General features: G+C 45.6%; 15 protein-coding genes. 2 read left to right on the forward strand and 13 right to left on the reverse strand.

The genetic code is table 11. The features are described from left to right. Positions 1-94: 94 nt before the first annotated feature. The 8 genes from DFO72_RS29495 to DFO72_RS14635 form a co-directional block, all read right to left on the reverse strand. Entirely contained in the window at positions 95-271 is a 177-nt protein-coding gene (locus DFO72_RS29495; protein ID WP_166672489.1) for a hypothetical protein, read from the reverse strand. A gap of 148 nt (positions 272-419) precedes the next feature. Continuing rightward, on the reverse strand, positions 420-3,686 hold the full coding sequence (gene icmF, locus DFO72_RS14605) for a fused isobutyryl-CoA mutase/GTPase IcmF (protein WP_113882380.1): 3,267 nt from the start codon (positions 3,684-3,686) through the stop codon (positions 420-422). A 59-nt stretch (positions 3,687-3,745) separates the two neighbouring features. Further along, a complete protein-coding gene (locus DFO72_RS14610; protein WP_113882381.1) occupies positions 3,746-4,390 on the reverse strand; it encodes a TetR/AcrR family transcriptional regulator in 645 nt (214 codons plus the stop codon). A 319-nt stretch (positions 4,391-4,709) separates the two neighbouring features. Further along, positions 4,710-5,849, reverse strand: coding sequence for an acyl-CoA dehydrogenase (locus DFO72_RS14615; protein WP_113882382.1), 1,140 nt, complete (start codon positions 5,847-5,849; stop codon positions 4,710-4,712). A gap of 63 nt (positions 5,850-5,912) precedes the next feature. Further along, positions 5,913-7,043 carry an acyl-CoA dehydrogenase gene (locus DFO72_RS14620; RefSeq protein ID WP_113882383.1) on the reverse strand — a complete coding sequence of 377 codons (1,131 nt, stop codon included), beginning with the start codon at positions 7,041-7,043 and terminating at the stop codon, positions 5,913-5,915. 52 nt (positions 7,044-7,095) lie between these two features. Beyond that, entirely contained in the window at positions 7,096-7,947 is an 852-nt protein-coding gene (locus tag DFO72_RS14625; RefSeq protein ID WP_113882384.1) for a 3-hydroxybutyryl-CoA dehydrogenase, read from the reverse strand. 249 nt (positions 7,948-8,196) lie between these two features. Beyond that, positions 8,197-9,384, reverse strand: a complete 1,188-nt coding sequence (locus tag DFO72_RS14630; protein ID WP_113882385.1) for an acetyl-CoA C-acetyltransferase — start codon at positions 9,382-9,384, stop codon at positions 8,197-8,199. Between the two features lie 328 nt (positions 9,385-9,712). Next, the gene (locus DFO72_RS14635; RefSeq protein ID WP_113882386.1) at positions 9,713-11,824 is read right to left on the reverse strand and encodes a heterodisulfide reductase-related iron-sulfur binding cluster; all 2,112 of its coding nucleotides are present in this window, start codon (positions 11,822-11,824) and stop codon (positions 9,713-9,715) included. A 277-nt stretch (positions 11,825-12,101) separates the two neighbouring features. Between DFO72_RS14635 and cls the strand changes: the two genes are divergently transcribed. Further along, positions 12,102-13,283 carry a cardiolipin synthase gene (cls, locus tag DFO72_RS14640; protein ID WP_113882514.1) on the forward strand — a complete coding sequence of 394 codons (1,182 nt, stop codon included), beginning with the start codon at positions 12,102-12,104 and terminating at the stop codon, positions 13,281-13,283. Positions 13,284-13,313: 30 nt separating this feature from the next. Then, complete coding sequence (gene uvsE, locus DFO72_RS14645; protein WP_113882387.1) at positions 13,314-14,270, forward strand: UV DNA damage repair endonuclease UvsE; 957 nt, start codon at positions 13,314-13,316, stop codon at positions 14,268-14,270. Between the two features lie 28 nt (positions 14,271-14,298). Here uvsE and DFO72_RS14650 read toward each other — a convergent pair whose 3' ends face one another. The 5 genes from DFO72_RS14650 to DFO72_RS14670 all read right to left on the reverse strand — a co-directional run bounded on the left by DFO72_RS14650 (position 14,299) and on the right by DFO72_RS14670 (position 18,550). Next, positions 14,299-14,847 (reverse strand): cysteine dioxygenase, encoded by a 549-nt coding sequence (locus tag DFO72_RS14650; protein ID WP_113882388.1) that lies wholly within the window; start codon positions 14,845-14,847, stop codon positions 14,299-14,301. Positions 14,848-14,872: 25 nt separating this feature from the next. Next, positions 14,873-15,775: a DMT family transporter gene (locus DFO72_RS14655; protein WP_113882515.1), complete on the reverse strand. Its 903-nt coding sequence runs from the start codon at positions 15,773-15,775 to the stop codon at positions 14,873-14,875. A gap of 371 nt (positions 15,776-16,146) precedes the next feature. Next, a complete protein-coding gene (locus DFO72_RS14660) occupies positions 16,147-16,326 on the reverse strand; it encodes a XapX domain-containing protein (RefSeq protein ID WP_113882389.1) in 180 nt (59 codons plus the stop codon). Positions 16,327-16,443: 117 nt separating this feature from the next. After that, entirely contained in the window at positions 16,444-18,111 is a 1,668-nt protein-coding gene (argS, locus tag DFO72_RS14665; RefSeq protein ID WP_113882390.1) for an arginine--tRNA ligase, read from the reverse strand. Continuing rightward, a complete protein-coding gene (locus DFO72_RS14670) occupies positions 18,098-18,550 on the reverse strand; it encodes a DUF1934 domain-containing protein (RefSeq protein WP_166672490.1) in 453 nt (150 codons plus the stop codon). The genes argS and DFO72_RS14670 overlap by 14 nt, the downstream gene beginning before the upstream one ends. Positions 18,551-18,834 lie beyond the last annotated feature (284 nt).

The raw sequence follows: 18,834 nt of genomic DNA on the forward strand, positions 1-18,834 counted from the left end.
AATCAAGTGCCCTCCGCTCCAATTAACTCAGCATAAAAACTCTGTCTGCATTCACAAGACAATTTACTTTTTAAGGTCTTCCGTTAAAAAGCAGCTAATCGGCCCTCCTTCTTTTCCTCCCCCTTAACGGCCGATCCCATTTTTTATAGGCGAGCCAGGTGAAGCAGAAGGAAAGCACAAAGAATGCAATAGCTCCCAGCTGTTTTCCATATAAGAAGTAAACTCCTGCAGCAGCTGCAAGTATGGCTGCGTAGAGCAAGACTTTTTTCATTTTTTCACATCCTCAGGGTCCCCGAAGTACACTGCTATGTATTGATTCCATTATATAGGATATGGATGTATTTTATATTAATTCTATGTTAAATAATAGTGCAGAAAACAAGGGCCTGCAGCTGCAGGCCCTGTGGATCCATTTGGTTTTACATATTCCGTCGGTACTGTCCGCCCACTTCGTATAGTGCACGGGTGATTTGGCCGAGGCTTGCCACTTTGACGGTTTCCATCAGTTCGGCAAAAATGTTGCCGCCGCTGACTGCTGCTTCCTTCAAATGTTTCAGTGCCTCTTCCGATTTATCTTTGTTGCGTTCCTGGAAGCTGCGCAGATTGCGGATTTGCGTTTCTTTTTCTTCCTTTGTTGCCCTTGCAAGCTCCATGTTGTTCATTTCATCCTCTGATGGAGGATTTGGGTTCAAGTAAGTGTTGACCCCGATAATTGGAAGCTCGCCAGTGTGCTTCTTCATTTCATAGTACATGGATTCATCCTGGATTTTGCCGCGCTGGTATTGCGTCTCCATGGCGCCAAGCACGCCGCCGCGGTCATTGATGCGCTCGAACTCTCTCAGCACCTGCTCTTCCACAAGGTCTGTCAGCTCATCTACAATAAATGCACCCTGAAGCGGATTTTCATTTTTCGATAATCCGTGCTCTTTAGTAATGATCATCTGGATGGCCATCGCACGGCGCACAGATTCTTCTGTCGGTGTCGTGATGGCTTCATCATAAGCATTAGTATGAAGGGAATTACAGTTATCCTGAAGCGCCATTAATGCCTGCAGCGTTGTGCGGATATCGTTAAAATCAATTTCCTGTGCATGCAGAGAGCGCCCTGAAGTCTGGATATGGTACTTCAGTTTCTGGCTTCTTTCATTTGCGCCATACTTATCTCTCATAACCGTTGCCCAGATGCGGCGTGCCACACGGCCAAGCACCGTATACTCCGGATCAAGCCCATTGGAGAAGAAGAATGAAAGGTTTGGTGCAAAATCATTGATGTTCATGCCTCTGCTCAAATAATACTCGACATAGGTGAAGCCATTTGCCAATGTAAAAGCAAGCTGAGAAATCGGATTTGCACCCGCTTCTGCGATATGGTAACCCGAAATCGAAACAGAGTAATAATTGCGGACTTTATGGTCGATAAAGTACTGCTGGATATCCCCCATCATCCTCAAAGCAAATTCCGTCGAGAAGATACAAGTATTCTGTCCCTGATCTTCTTTTAAGATGTCAGCCTGAACCGTACCGCGGACAGTCTGCAGCGTTTTCGCCCTTACTTCTGTGAATTCTTCAGGTGTCAGCATGCGGCCAAGCTCCTGCTCTTTTGCTTCAATCTGCTGTTCGATGGCCGTATTCATGAACATCGCCAATATAATCGGTGCCGGTCCATTAATCGTCATCGATACAGATGTAGATGGGTGGCACAAATCGAATCCTGCATACAATTTCTTCATATCATCCAGCGTACAGATGCTGACTCCGCTTTCCCCGACTTTTCCGTAAATGTCCGGGCGGTAGTCAGGATCTTCCCCGTATAGGGTTACAGAATCAAATGCTGTGCTCAGACGCTTCGCAGCATCATCTTTGGAAAGATAATGGAAGCGGCGGTTTGTCCGTTCAGGTGTACCTTCACCGGCAAACTGTCTTTTCGGATCTTCCCCCTCGCGTTTGAATGGGAAAACACCGGCTGTATAAGGGAATGAACCCGGCACGTTCTCTCTGTATACCCAGCGGATGATTTCTCCGTAATCCTTGTATTTAGGCAGTGCGACTTTTGGAATGGACAGTCCGGATAAGCTTTTTGTTTTTAAAACCGTCACGATTTCTTTATCGCGGATTTTTGTCACAAATTGCTCGCCTGAGTATTTTTCCTTTAGATCATCCCAGCCAGCAAGGATTTTCTTTGTTTCAGCAGACAGCTTCTCTTCTGCTGCTGATTTAATGGCGTCAAGAGAAGCAATGACTTCTTCATTACCTTCTTGTTCTTTCACAGCAAGCAGAGCCCCCTCCAACTGGAACAGTTTGCGGGCAAGATCGGCCTGCTCCTCGGCTTTCTTGTGGTAGCCGCGGACTGTTTCCGAAACTTCGCGCAGATAATAGCGCTGTTCATTCGGGATAATCACATTCTGCTTTTCAACTTTTGCGTTTTTTGTAAAACTTGTCTCCCAGTCTGTTCCTGCTTTTTCATTAATCGTTTCCACAAGTGCCGCAAACACCGCATTTGTGCCAGGATCATTGAACTGGCTGGCAATGGTTCCGTAGACAGGCATATCTTCAAGCTCTTTTTCAAACAGCATCCGGCTGCGCTGGTATTGCTTTTGCACCTGACGCATGGCATCTTCAGAACCTTTGCGCTCAAATTTATTAATGACGATCAAGTCTGCATAATCGATCATATCAATTTTTTCAAGCTGGGAAGGCGCGCCGAATTCACTTGTCATGACATACATGGAAGCATCACAAATTTCCGTAATGCCGGCATCTCCCTGCCCGATTCCGCTTGTTTCCACAATAATCAGGTCAAAGCCGGCTGCTTTGACAACAGATATCGCATCCTGAATCGCAAGCGACAGCTCGCTGCGGGAATTTCTTGTTGCCAGGCTACGCATATAGACTCGCGGATTAAAGATCGCGTTCATGCGGATACGGTCGCCAAGAAGCGCACCGCCCGTTTTTTGCTTTGTCGGATCAACAGAAAGAATCGCAACTTTTTTCTCCGGAATTTCATTAATGAAACGGCGGATCAATTCGTCAGTCAGCGAGCTTTTTCCAGCACCTCCTGTACCCGTAATACCCACTACAGGCACCTGCTTTTCCAGTGACTTCACTTTCTCCATGACCGGCTCAAGCGATGCTGCCGCTTCTTTGCCTACGGTTACCTGATGCTCAGCCAGCGTAATCAGCTTGGCAATGGCATTGGTTTCCCCATCCTGAAGCTTTTCAATCTGCTCGGATGCTTCAGCTGTGAACGTAGGGAAATCACACTCCTTGATCATTTGATCAATCATCCCCTGGAGGCCGTATTGGCGGCCATCTTCCGGAGAGAAAATCCTCGCGATCCCATAGTCATGCAATTCTTTGATTTCCATCGGGATAATGACACCGCCCCCTCCGCCATAAATGCGGATGTGGGATGCGCCTCGCTCCTTCAAAAGATCATACATATATTTGAAGTACTCGACATGTCCTCCCTGATAAGAGGAAATGGCGATGCCCTGCACATCTTCCTGGATCGCAGCATTTACGACTTCCTCCACAGAACGGTTATGCCCGAGGTGGATGACCTCTGCACCGCTTGCCTGAATGATGCGGCGCATAATATTAATGGAAGCATCATGTCCGTCATATAGACTGGAAGCCGTAACAAAGCGAATATGATTTTCCGGCTTATAGACTTCTGGATTGCTCATCGTTCTCCCCCTTGTCCGTAAGCGCAGGCACCAGTGCTGCTGATGCCTGCGCGTTATTATTAAGCGTTTTCCGAGACTCTTCCCGAATCCTTTATTCCTTGAAAAAGGAGATTGGTCTGCAGCTGGATATATTCATCGATGCTGTACATTTTCTGCAGTGACCAGCGGCGGAATGCCCACATTTGCCCCTGGACAAAAATGTTATGGGCAATCATTTTGATTTTTTCCTCCGGCAGGTCCAATTCCCCGTTCTCGACACAAAGTGTAATGACATGCTCGAACATGCCGACCATTTCAATTTCTTTTTTCAGAACATATGGAAGCGCGTCTTTTGTCAGCGCCTTTACTTCCTGGTACATGACAAGCACTTCATCCTGCATTTCATCGACCACCTTGAAATAGTCGGCGATGCCCTGCTTCAGGCTTTCAAGTGTTCCCTGCTTTGTATCAAGGCCTTTTTGAAGCCGCTCAGCGACCTGGTCATAAATGCTGTCACAAACCAGATATAAGACGTCTTCCTTCGTCCGGATGTATTCATAAAGCGTTCCAATGCTAAAACCAGATGCCTTTGCGATCTCTCTAGTTGTTGTACGATGGAACCCTTTTTGGATAAAAAGGGTGACGGCACCTTTAATCATCTGATCACGCCTTTTTTTGACAAGGCGCTCATCTTTAACAGAAGCCTGCACTTCCCGTTTTTTCATTGTTTACCTACCGCCTCCCGCGAATCATATGCCTGTTTTATCAATGTGTTTTAGCTTATGAATTCTGCCCGTTGATTTCCGCTCCAGGATGCTCGCTTTCCGCGGGCGGTGAGTCTCCTGACACTACGCGTTTGTGGGGTCTCACCTGTCCCGCTACTCCCGAAGGACGCTGAATAAGCTTCCCCGGAAAAACACCGCCCGAAAGAAAATGCGGTAGCATTTTCGGGGATCTCACCTTCCGCTGAAATCAACTCATTGCTTAACCTAGTCAGCAGCTCTTTGGCACGAATTTTACCAAAACAGCCCGTTTTAAGAACATTTATTTCGTTACCATACGAGAGATTACGAGACGCTGAATTTCCTGCGTGCCTTCGTAGATTTGCGTAATTTTGGCGTCGCGCATGAAGCGTTCTACCGGATAATCCTTTGTATATCCGTAACCCCCAAAGATTTGGACGGCATCCGTTGTTACTTTCATGGCCGTATCACCAGCAAGAAGTTTGGACATGGCAGATTCTTTTCCGTATGGAAGCCCTTCTGATTCCAGCCATGCTGCCTGATAAGTCAATAGTCTTGAAGCTTCAATGCTTGTGGCCATGTCCGCCAGCTTAAATCCGATTCCCTGCTGGGCAGCAATAGGCTTGCCGAACTGCTGGCGTTCTTTTGCATATTCAACAGAAGCATCCAGTGCGCCCTGCGCGATCCCGACTGCCTGGGCAGCGATGCCGTTGCGGCCGCCGTCAAGTGTCATCATGGCAATTTTAAAGCCTTCGCCCACGTTTCCTAGAACGTTTTCAACTGGAACCTTGCACTCTTCGAAAATGATTTCAGTTGTAGGCGAGGAACGAATACCCAATTTCTTTTCCTTCTTGCCGACTGAGAAGCCTTCAAAGCCGGATTCCACGATAAACGCTGTTGTTCCTTTATGTTTGGAAGCTGGGTCTGTCAGGGCAAATACAACATAGATATCTGCGATTCCGCCGTTTGTGATGAAAATTTTGCTGCCGTTTAAGACGTAATGATCACCCTCAAGACGTGCCGTCGTTCTCATTCCGCCGGCATCTGAACCGCTGCCTGGCTCAGTAAGGCCATACGCTCCAATTTTTTCACCCTGTGCCATAGGCTTTAGATATTTTTGCTTTTGCTCTTCGCTTCCGAATTTGAAAACCGGCCAGCCTGCCAGAGATGTATGCGCTGAAAGAGTTACGCCTGTTGAGGCACATACTCTGGAAAGCTCTTCAACTGCGATGCAGTAAGCAAGGTAATCGCTGCCGATTCCGCCGTACTCTTCAGGCCAAGGAATCCCTGTTAAGCCAAGCTCCGCCATTTTGTCGAAAATCTCTCTGTCAAAGCGTTCTTCTTCGTCACGCTCAGCAGCAGTGGGCGCCACTTCATTCCTGGCAAAATCCCGCACCATTTTTCTGATCATTTCATGCTCTTCACTCAATTGGAAATTCATTGTCTTTCCCTCGCTTTATATGGATTCGTTGATATATGGTGAATTCATTATTGGTCTGCTTCTTTACAGCTGTTTGCTGATGACAATCCTCTGAATTTCGCTTGTGCCTTCATAGATTTCGGTAATTTTGGCATCACGGAAGTAGCGCTCAACCGGATAGTCCTCCGTGTAGCCGTAGCCGCCGAATACCTGTATGGCTTCTGTTGTCACGTCTACTGCTGTTTTGGATGCAAACAGCTTTGCCATTGAGGCTTCTAGTCCGCATTTAATGCCGCGCTGGCGCATGTCTGCTGCGCGATAGATTAATAGTTTTGATGCTTCAACGCTTGTCGCCATGTCTGCAAGCTTGAATCCGACACCCTGCTGAGCAGCAATCGGCTTGCCGAACTGTACACGTTCCTTCGCATAGCTTGCGGCTGCTTCAAAGGCTGCTTCTGCAATTCCAAGCGCCTGTGAAGCAATCCCGATCCGTCCTGCGTCCAGATTGGCCATTGCAATCCTGAAGCCTTCTCCTTCATTGCCGAGAAGATTTTCAGAAGGAACACGCATATCTTCAAATGTCAGCTGAAGGGTTCTTGAGCCGTGCAAGCCCATTTTGTGCTCATCCTTCCCAAATACAAGGCCTGGCGTATCTTTCTCTACAATAAATGCGGAGATGCCTTTGCTGCCAAGTTCCGGATTTGTGGATGCAAATACAATATATACGTCTGCTTCTCCAGCATTCGTGATGAACACTTTTGAGCCATTAATGACATAATCGTCTCCATCTTTTACTGCACGGGACTTCAGGCTTCCCGCATCTGAGCCTGCGCTCGGTTCAGTGAGGCAAAAAGCTCCGAGATACTCGCCTGAAGCAAGCTTCGGAATATATTTCTGCTTTTGCTCTTCTGTACCGAAGTAAAGGATTGGGTTTGTTCCAACCGATGTGTGGACCGATAAAATAACGCCAACTGTCGCACTTACTCGGGACAGTTCATGGATGGCGATAATGTAAGAGGTAAAGTCCATTTCGGATCCGCCGTATCTTTCAGGAATCGGTATTCCCATCAGGCCAAGCTCACCCATTTTGCGAAGAATCTCCCTTGGAAACTCTCCCTGCTCCATCTTTTCCACAAAAGGGGCGATTTCCGTTTGGGCAAAATCGCGCACCATTTTTCTCATCATTTCCTGCTCTTCTGTAAATCTCAGGTTCATTTGTATACCCTCCGATGCTGCCGGGCTCTTTTTAGCCGGGCTCCTGTGATTATTATTCGTAAACGTAGAAGCCTCTGCCTGTCTTCTTGCCAAGCCAGCCAGCTTTTACATACTTTCTTAACAGCGGGCATGGACGGTATTTATCATCGCCAAAGCCTTCATGCAGGGTTTCCATAATATACAGGCATGTGTCCAGGCCAATGAAGTCAGCCAAAGTCAGCGGTCCCATTGGATGGTTCATGCCAAGCTTCATCACTTCATCAACGGCCTCTTTTGTCGCAACCCCTTCATAAAGCGTGAAGATTGCTTCATTGATCATCGGCATCAGGATGCGGTTGGATACGAATCCAGGAAAATCATTCACTTCTACAGGCACTTTTTTAAGCGTCTTTGTGATGTCTTCGATGGTTTGATACACTTCGTCGGCAGTCGCAAGGCCGCGGATGATTTCTACTAGCTTCATCACTGGCACCGGGTTCATAAAGTGCATACCGATGACTTTTTCCGGACGTTTTGTGGCAGCTGCGATTTCTGTGATGGGAAGGGATGATGTATTGCTTGCCAGAATCGCATGATCTGGAGCGATTTCATCCAGCTGGCTGAAGATCTTTGTTTTAATCTCCATATTTTCAACGGCTGCTTCGATGACGAGCTCAACCTTTTTTGCGTCCTGCAGATCAGTTGAAGCGGTTACATTTTTAAGCACTGTTTCCATTTCTTCCGCTGTCATGCGCTCTTTTTCCACCTGGCGGGAAAGATTCTTTTTAATCACACCAAGGCCGCGTTCAACAAAATCCTGCTTTAGATCGTTTAAGATGACGCTGTAGCCTGCCTGCGCACAAACCTGCGTGATTCCTGAACCCATTTGTCCAGCACCGATTACCATAATGTTTTTTACGTTCATTTTTGTATCCTCCGTTCTTGGGCTTTGGCCTGTATTTCTGTCGACTTGGCCGGTAATTATATGAAATTAGTCGTTAAATAGCCAAATTTGGCAGGTAAGATGTTCATTCGGAACTTCATTGTTCATTTGGACGATAAACTGTCTGGTTCGGCCGTAAAAATTCTAATTTCGGCCGATAAATGATCAGTTGCTTCTCATTTAGGCAATAAGACGGTGTTTTTCCAGGTGCAGTCACCGTCCCAAAACAGATTACTGCTTCGGAACCTCAATCATTACCGCATCTCCCTGGCCTCCGCCGCTGCAGATGGCCGCAATGCCGATTCCGCCTCCGCGGCGCTTCAGTTCATGCATCAGTGTTAGGATGATTCTCGCTCCACTCGCGCCGATTGGGTGGCCAAGGGCGACAGCACCGCCGTTAACATTCACTTTCTCTTCATCAAGACCGGCAATTTTTCCGCTTGTTAAAGCAACGGCCGCAAATGCTTCGTTAATTTCAAATAGCTCAATTTCTTCCAGGGTTTTTCCAGTCTTTTTCAATAAAGCATTAATGACCAGCCCAGGGGTTTGCGGGAAGTCCTTGGCTTCCACTGCTAGAGCTGTATGGCCAAGAATATAAGCTTCCGGCTTTTTGCCTTCGCGTTCTGCCCGCTCTTCGCTCATCAATACTAATGCAGCTGCTCCGTCGTTAACGCCAGGCGCATTCCCCGCAGTGATCGTTCCATCAGAGTTAAAAACCGATCCCAGCCTAGCCAGCTTTTCTAAGGAAGTATCTTTGCGCGGCGATTCATCCTGGGAAACAATTATTGGCTCACCTTTTCGCTGCGGCACTTCCACCGGCACGATTTCCTCTGCCAATCTACCCGATTCCATTGCTGCAATGGAACGTTCATGGCTTCTTAGCGCCCAGTTGTCCTGTGCTTCACGGCTGATTTCAAACTCTTTAGCTGTCGAGTTTCCGTACGTTCCCATATGGACGCCTGTGAAGCTGCAGCTTAATCCGTCATGAACCATTAAGTCCTTAATCGTTGAATCACCCATGCGCAGCCCCCAGCGCGCTTTCGGCAAAATATAAGGAGCATTGCTCATGGATTCCATGCCCCCGGCTACGATGACTTCCTCGTCACCCGCCCGGATAATCTGATCCCCTAGTGTGACGCTTCGCATGCCGGATGCACAGACTTTATTGATCGTTTCCGTTTTCACTTCCCATGGCAAGCCTGCTTTTCTGGCAGCCTGACGTGAAGGGATCTGGCCCTGGCCACCCTGGAGAACGGTTCCGAGAATCACTTCATCTACATCCTCTGGATTGACGCCGGCACGGTTCAGTGCTTCTTTTACTGCAAATCCGCCAAGATCAGAAGCTGTAAAGCTGCTAAGCGCTCCGGCAAATTTTCCAAAAGGTGTTCTTACCCCGCTAAGAATTACGGTTTTCCCCATAAAGAATCGCTCCCTTGTACTATTAATTTAAAATGTTCTAATAATTAATTTGAAAAAAAAACCGGGTCTATGAAGCAGTTCTGGTTGAAGTTAAATATGAGTGAAGGTGCGTTTGCTGACTGAACGCTCGCTCGAAAAAACCGCGAAATCAAAGGATTTTCTTCCTCATCAGCAAACAAGCAAAATTGTAAGCGCTTTATCACTTTCTATTTTACTAGAAAAATAGCAGAAATTGAAACACTTTACACAAAATTCTGGTAAAAACATTTTTCGTCAAAATGCTTTAGCTGAAAGTTGCTTCAGTGCTTCAATTTCCACTTTCAATATGTTAGGATGCTAAATTCTGGCTTTCACCTATAACAGATTTTTCGAGAATTTCGGCAACATCGTACGTATGAACCTGTTCTTCCACTTCTTTTGCTTTCGTGCCATCTGAAAGCATCGTTAAGCAGTATGGGCATCCGGAGCTGATCACGGATGGATTCACTGCCAATGCCTGCTCTGTGCGTGAGACGTTGATGCGGTGTCCTGTTTCTTCTTCCATCCACATTAAGCCGCCGCCCGCTCCGCAGCACATGCCGGTTTCACGGTTTCTTTCCATTTCCACAAGCTTAACGCCCGGAATGCTCTTAAGGATTTCACGCGGAGGATCGTACACTTCGTTGTAGCGTCCAAGATAGCAGGAATCATGGAATGTGATCGTTTCCTCCACAGCATATTGCGGCTTCAGCTTGCCTTCTTCTACAAGCTGGGCAAGAACTTCAGTATGGTGATAAACCTCTGCTTCTAATCCGAAATCCGGATACTCATTTTTGAAAATGTTGTAGGCATGAGGATCGATCGTTACGATCTTCTTCACTTCATTTTTCTCAAACTCTTCAATATTCTTTGTGGCAAGCTCCTGGAATAAGAATTCGTTTCCAAGACGTCTTGGTGTGTCACCAGAGTTCTTTTCCTTGTTTCCAAGAATTGCGAATTTAACGCCTGCCTCATTCATTAGTTTTGCAAAGGAAAGAGCGATTTTTTGGCTGCGGTTATCGTAAGATCCCATGGAGCCAACCCAGAATAAGTATTCAAACTCTTCTCCTGCCTTTTTCATTTCCTTCACAGTAGGCACATGAACATCTTCTCGTGCTTCTCTCCAGTCTTCGCGCTCCTTGCGGTTGAGTCCCCAAGGATTTCCCTGGCGTTCGATATTGGTCATGGCACGCTGTGCATCGGCATCCATTTTACCCTCTGTTAAAACAAGGTAGCGGCGCAGATCTATAATCTTATCAACATGTTCATTCATAACCGGGCATTGGTCTTCACAGTTTCGGCAAGTCGTACAAGCCCAGATTTCTTCTTCTGTAATGACTTCGCCAATTAGGCTTGGGCTGTATGCAAGGCCTGCAGCAGCTTCTTCTGCACCCTGGCCCGCAGCTGCAAGGGCCAGCTGATTGCCTTTCGTATTTGAAAAAGCGAAAGTCGGCACCCAAGGCTGCTTTGATGTGACAACAGCACCGTGATTGGTTAAATGGTCACGCAATTTCAGGATTAAATCCATTGGCGAAAGCATTTTACCCGTGCCGGTTGCCGGACACATATTAGTACAGCGACCACATTCCACACATGCATAGAAATCGATCATCTGATGCTGTGTAAAATCTTCAATCTTTCCGACACCAAAGCTTTCCTGTGACTCATCTTCAAAGTCGATTGCTTTTAATTTCCCCGGATTATCCAGACGGTTGAAATATACGTTGGCCGGTCCGGCGATTAAGTGAGCGTGCTTGGATTGCGGCACGTACACAAGGAAAGCGAGCAGGAATACTAAGTGAATCCACCATGAGATGTAAAACACAACTATTGAAGCCGTTTCACCCATCCATGCGAATGCACCGGCAATCAGAGAAGCAACCGGTTCTGTCCAGGTTCCTTCATGGCCATGCCAGATCATGCCCATTCCATTGCCAAGCAGTACGGAAAGCATGAGCCCTCCGATAAAAATAAGAACGAGACCTGATTTGAATCCGCGTTTTAAACGGACAAGCTTTTCCACATAACGTCGGTAAAAAGCCCAGATTACTGCTACAAGGATCATCAGGGTCACAATTTCCTGGAAAAAGGTGAAGCCAGGATATAATGGTCCAAGCGGCAAATGCGCACCTGGCTTAATTCCCTTGATAATAAAGTCGATTGCTCCAAATTGGACAAGAATGAAGCCGTAAAAAAACATCACATGGATGATTCCGCTTTTCTTATCTTTTAAAAGCTTTTTCTGGCCAAATACGTTGATCCAGATCTTCTCAAGGCGTTCTTTCACCTTGCCGTCAAAATCCACTTTTTTGCCAAGCTTGATATATTCAATCCGTGTCTTCACAACATAGACAAACAGGCTGACAGCGTAAGCGGTTACAAGAAGAAATGCAATTAAGTTGATCCATAATAAACCGTTCATAGGCATGGTGCTCCTTTCTTTATCTTAGAAAATTTTAAAAACAGTATAATTTTCTGAATTTACTCTTACTCCCATTATATTATGAATGAGCATTCAGTCAACCATTTTTCATTAAACTTGTTCGAAAAATTTCATTATTTTCATTTATTAAATTCTTTTTAAAGGTGAAAAGTCCTCCCCTTTTGAGAAGATTCCATGATAGAAAAAGCGCTGCAGGAAATACTAATAGGAAAATCCTGTCGAGAGGAAGATTGCATTGACTGTCTGGAATATCATTATGGCCGTTTTACTCGTTATCTTCTTATGGCTCTATATCGATTTTACATGGGGCCGGAAAAGCCATATGAAAAAGCTTGAGCGGACCGCCTTACCCATCCGGCAGTCTGATATGGAATTGTTTGCAGACGGACCTTCTTTGTTTGATGATTTATTCTCCGAGCTTAAAAAAGCGCAAAAGCACATTCATGTTTTATTTTATATTGTGAAGGATGATAAAATCAGCAAGGAGTTTTTAACCATTTTAAAGGGTAAAGCAAAAGAAGGAGTGGAAGTCCGCCTTTTGCTCGACTGGGCCGGAAGCTTTCCGGTTAAACGAAAAACCGTTAAGGATCTTAAAAGCAGTGGCATTAAGTTTTCTTTTGCACATGTGCCAAAGCCTCCCTTTCTCTTCTATTCTTTCCAGGCCAGGAACCATCGGAAAATCACCGTTATTGACGGAAAGATCGGTTACAGCGGAGGCTTTAATATTGGAAAAGAATACATCAACCAGGATAAAAAGCTGAGTCCCTGGCGTGACTATCATTTGAAATTCCGTGGTGAAGGGGTAGAGGACCTGCAAAGAGAGTTTCTAATCGATTGGTATAAAGCAACAAAGACTGACCTGCTCGCAAACAAAGTCTATTTTCCTGAGCAGCCTGCAGGAGATTATCGCCATCAGTTCGCATCTTATAAAGGAGCATTTTTAGAAGAAAGCTTCTCCTCCTTAATTAGGAATGCGAAAAAGAGCATTACGATTGGGACTCCCTATTTTATTCCTGGCAAAAGGCTATTTCAGGATTTAATTCATGCCCTGGAACGCGGGGTATCAGTCAAAATACTTGTCCCATGCATTACTGATCATATTCTTGTAAAAGAAGCTTCCTATCTTTACTTAAGAACCTTGATTAAACAAGGAGCTTATGTGCATGAATACAAAAATGGTTTTTACCATGCGAAGGCGATCATCATCGATGATGAAATCAGCGATATTGGGACAGCCAATTTTGATAAGCGGAGCCTGTTTTTAAATTATGAAATCAATTGCTTTATTTATGACAAAGAGTTCATAAAGCAGATCAGGTCTGTTATGGACAAAGACATAGACAATGCAAAGAGATTGACGCTAAAAGAATTAAACCGGCTGGACCCTTTACGGACATTCAAAGAAATGCTTGCCCGGTCTGTGGCAAGCTTCCTTTAAAGAAGGCCAGCATAAAGAAGGTGCTGTAAATTGAAAATCAGACTGGGCTATGTTTCCCATGCCATCAGCCTGTGGGAGGCTTCTCCTGCGAGAACGTTGACTTTTACCCGCTATCAGCAATTGCCTGAAGAAGAAAGGCTGGAAAAGCTGAAGGCCGTCACAGCAGTGAATTTGCAAAACACGTTAAGAATGCTTTATTTTAATATCGCCCATGAAATTCAGCTATATCGGCTCTCAAGCTCCATCGTACCTCTGGCCACGCATCCGGAGGTATTATGGGATTTTGTCACACCCTTTAAGGAAAATTGGCTTGAAATTGGTGAATTGATTAAAAAACACGGGCTCCGCGTCAGCTTTCATCCTAACCAATTCACCCTGTTCACATCTCCTCGTGACGATGTGACCCGAAATGCAGTTAAAGATATGGAATACCATTACCGGATGTTCGAGGCCATGGGGGTTGAAAACGAGAGCCTCATTAATATCCATATTGGCGGGGCTTACGGAGACAAACTCACGACCCTCCGCCGTTTCCATGAAAATCTCAAGATGCTGCCTTCTCATATTAAAGAGCAAATGACACTCGAGAATGATGACAAAACCTATAACACGGATGAGACTCTCCTGGCCTGCCAGAAAGAAAACATCCCCCTTGTGTTCGATTATCACCACCATATGGCGAACCTCGGCACCCGCCCGCTGGATGAGCTTCTCCCTGAGATTTTTCAGACGTGGGAAAAAACAGACCTCAAGCCAAAAATCCACATCTCCTCGCCCAAATCAGAAAAAGCCTTCCGGTCCCATGCCGACTATGTTGACATTGATTTCATCAGGCCGCTTCTCGATCTGCTGAAAACCTTTAACCGGGATATTGATTTTATGATTGAAGCTAAAGCAAAAGACAAGGCTGCGCTTAAGCTGACGGAGGATATCAGCAGCATCCGCGGGGTGAAGAGGATTGGCGGGGCGGGGGTAGAATGGAAATGAGGAAGGCGTTCCACATCGGAACGCCCCTTTATTTTAACTGAATTTCCTTAACCTTCTGTCTCAGCTCCTCAGGCCACCAGGCCCCACAGTCTTCAGAGACTACACAGGCAGCGCACCTTTGAAGGTCGTACACCTTCATACCCGTAATCGGAGGTGAATACAGATGCAGTGTGACAAGGTGTTCCCTGCCAGCACTCTTCATTTTGTGCACACCTTTTTTGGGAGCAAAAAAGAAGGAGTCTTTGGACTTTATCTCTGTAAAGAGCTCAACGGGGACGTCTTCCTTCACTTCAAAAACAGTGTTTTCCGAATCTCCATTTAACACTTGAATCCATCCCTTTGAATTTCCATGATCATGCGGGGCGCATTCGACCTCCGACCAGTTCATGAGGAGCAGCTCCACTTCATCATTTTGATAAAGCAGCTTGCGGTAATAGGGTTTTCCATCTGCCGGCTGTAAGTGAGGAAGCAAATCCCCAAGTTTGATATCAAGTGATGCCAAAGCCTTTCTAAGTTCTTCTGCAGAAGGTGATTTCAATGAATCCAAACTGTTTTTAAACCTTTCCTTCAATGCCACTAAACGACTCCCCCTTTAATGTGGATTATCGTTTCCTCCATGAAAAATATTTCAGCTGACCATTCACCATGATCACTCCTATAATAATTATGATTCCGCCCATGATGCTTATGAAGAAAATTTTTTCACCAAGCAATAGAATGGCCGCAATAAAGGTAAATAGCGGCTCCATATAGATAAACATTGATACTTTGGAAGCTTCCAAAACCTCGAGTGCCTTGGACCAGTACCAGTAGCCAATCCCTGACACAAATATGCCCAGAAACAATATATGAGACCATTCAGAATCGGATAAAAGATGGAACTTCTCCCATCCACTATCTCTCATTAAAAAGGGAATGGTCAACAAGCATCCCAGCAAACTCATATAAAAAGTGACCACAAGGGAAGGAAGCTTAATTTGCAGTTTCCTCACTAAAATCGAATATACAGCCCAATTCAGTGTACTTAGGATCATAAGGAAATACCCTATATTTAAAGCAAATCCCAGCGTCTGTCCGCTTCTCGCTCCCGTTACCATGAGGACCCCCGAAACCGCCGTTATAATGCCCAGTGTCTTAAGGATTGTCAATTTTTCATGGAGGAAGATCATGGAGAGAAGTACGGTAAAAACAGGTGAAAAAGAAATGATCCACCCCGCAGATGAGGCGTCTATCGTCTTTAGAGCTGTTACCTGGATGACCTGATGAATAAAAACGCCGAGTACACCGAGAACAATTAAATGGGGAGTATATTTGAGCGGAATCTGGAGCTGATATCTTTTCAAGAGAAGCACAAGGAACAGAAAAGCTGCCCCGATGGCAAACCGGAGCATGATTAATGTATAAGGATCCAGCTTATCCAAAACAGCTTTTGTGGAGACAAAAGAGACGCCCCAAAAACTGATTGAAATGGTTGCGTAAAAAGAGGCTGCCAATTGTGGCTTCATGGGCGGGCATGTCCTTTCCGGAAGGGTTTCTACCATGATATGCTCGTCCCGATGTAAAATGCGGAGTTTAGTTTGATTTACTTGCGGGTTCGGACAGCTTATTTGCTAAATTTATCAATTTGTTGTGATTTGCCGGGTCTGCTGACTAATTTTTGGGGGTCTGCTCATAAGTTTTCCTGTTTTGCTGCCTGGTTTTCGGTTTATTTGCTGATGTACCAGGTTTTTTTGCATTTTTCCTTATTTGTTTGTTAGTTTCATCTATTGTTTGCTGATTTCCAAGGTTTATTTGCTAAAATTCAGATTTTATTTGCAGAGTTCACATTTAGACAAAAAGGATGCCCAAAACCAACGTGGACACCCTTTTTCTCAATCTATCTCAATATCCCCTGCAGCCAGGGCAGAACCACTTCATATGCTTTAAACCCGAGGTAAATGCCGACAATCCCCATAATGCCAGGCAGTGCGGGCGGTGCGGGAATCGGCAGCTTCATGAAGGCAAAGACAAATCCGACTGCGAATCCTGTAAGAATAGATAATAGAACGATTTTCATGAGATCCTCCTAATATGGCTTACCATGTTTTACAACCTTAATCATATGCCTTTAGCTTCCCCTTTTTTCGTCTAAAACATGAAAAAAGCCGGCACCAATAAGTGCCAGCCTTGAGTTTTACATTTTTTCCGGAGCAGATACGCCGATTAATTTCAGTGCGTTCTTCAAAGTAGTCTGAACTGCTTTGATCAATGCCAGACGGGCTTTGGTTCTTTCCGGATTTTCCGCATCCAATACTTTTTCAGCATTATAGAAGCTGTGGAAAGAAGATGCCAGTTCATAAATATAGTTCGTAATTCTGTGCGGCATGCGCTTTTGCGCAGCTTCACCGACAGCCTGCGGAAATTCGCCGATTTTCTTCAGAACGTCGATTTCCTTTTCCGCCTGAATCAGGGAGTAATCTGCAGCTTCGGCAGACATGCCCTGCTCTTCACCCTGGCGCAGGATGCTGGAAATGCGCGCGTGTGCGTACTGGGCATAGTAAACAGGGTTTTCATTGGATTGTGATACAGCCAAATCAAGGTCAAAATCAAGATGCGTATCTGCGCTTCTCATCGCGAAGAAATAGCGTGTTGCGTCCAGTCCTACTTCTTCCACTAGGTCACGCATTGTTACCGCTTTTCCGGTACGTTTGCTCATCTTCATTTTTTCGCCGTTTTTGTACAGGTGGACAAGCTGGATGATTTCGACTTCGAGCGCCTCACGATCATAGCCAAGCGCCTGGATGGCCGCTTTCATGCGCGGAATGTAGCCGTGATGGTCAGCACCCCAAATGTTGATCAGCTTTTCAAAGCCTCTTTCAAGCTTGTCTTTATGGTAAGCGATGTCTGGAGTCAGATAGGTGTATGAGCCGTCATTTTTAATAAGAACACGGTCTTTGTCATCACCGAAAACAGTTGAGCGGAACCAGGTTGCACCCTCTTCTTCGTAAATGTGGCCGTTATCCTTTAATGCCTGAAGGGCTGTGTCGATTTTGCCATTATGATAAAGGGATGTTTCAGAATACCATACATCAAATGGCACGCGGAAATCTTCCAGATCCTGCTTCAGCTTTGCCATTTCATATTTCAGTCCATATTCACGGAAAAAGTCAAAACGCTCTTTTTCGTCCGCATTTACATACTTATCGCCATACTCATCAGCCAGCTTTTTGCCGATGCCGACGATGTCTTCGCCATGGTAGCCGTCAGCCGGCATTTCTTTTTCCAGGCCAAGAGCCTGGAAATATCGCGCTTCAACCGATAGAGCCAGATTGTTAATCTGGTTGCCGGCATCATTGATATAGTACTCACGGGAAACATCATAGCCAGCTTTATCTAAAATATTGCATAGGGAGTCGCCGACAGCTGCGCCGCGGGCATGTCCAAGATGCAAGTCCCCTGTTGGGTTAGCTGAAACAAACTCGACCTGAATCTTCTGGCTGTTTCCAACTGTTGTTTCTCCGTACTGATCCCCTGATTCCAGAACGGCTGGAATCAGGTCAGTCAAATATGAATTATTCATGTAAAAATTGATGAAGCCAGGTCCTGCGATTTCAATTTTTTCAATAGAAGCCTTTGTGCTGTCAAAATGAGCAATAAGCTCCTCTGCAATCATTCTTGGCGCTTTTTTTGCCACACGTGCTAATTGCATTGCCATATTCGTGGAATAGTCTCCATGAGCCTTTTCCTTCGGGATTTCCAGAATCACATCAGGAATCTGCTCTTCCGCTGCCAAGCCAGCCTTAACAACGGCATCCTGAATTTCCTGCTTTAATTTGCCTTGCACCTGTTCAACTATGTTCATTGTTCTCCTCCTCAAACGTAATCGCCAAATGATATGTACCTGCCTGGGATCCCTGCATTTTCAGATCGTATAAAATATCAATCGAACCTTCACCAGATTTGTCATCATATTGATGGACCATCCGCTTGGTCACCGTACCCATCTCAAACACTCCGTATGGCGTCTCGTAGCTGCCGCGGAGCTTTTTATTCATTCTGAAAGGGAGCCTCATTTTCACGGCGCCGCTTCGTAAAATCAGTCCGTCTGCATTGGACATTTTTATGATCGTCTTTACTGTTCCCTCTTCCATCACTTCATCATACTGAAGGAACCGGGCAGAATCTTTTATATAGTATCGGCCAAAAGCAGTCAATTCAAAAGTCTCTTTGCTGCCTCCACTGCGAATATCTGTCTTCACATTAATCTTCACAGGCATTTGTTCCGCTGAGCGACTGGACAACGGCAACACATCCTTTTCATCTTATATAACTATATAAGTATAAATACTCGCTGGGGAAAGTGCAAGGAGGTGACGGTAAGAAAAGCGGAAGCACCTTGCTCACCCCCTAACAAGCACAAGACGGGCCTCACGAATGGCGTCCTTTGCCTTTTTGGAAGGATTGGCTTGTGACCTCGAGGGGGTATGCGCTGGAGCTAGACAGGCACCGCACGATTTTTGTCGAATAAAAAAGGATGAAACATTCAGTTTCACCCTCTTTACATTGATATATGAATGATTATGCT

Origin of the sequence: Cytobacillus oceanisediminis (assembly GCF_004366035.1) — a bacterium.
In the GTDB taxonomy this organism is placed as follows: Bacteria; Bacillota; Bacilli; order Bacillales; family Cytobacillaceae; genus Cytobacillus; species Cytobacillus oceanisediminis_C.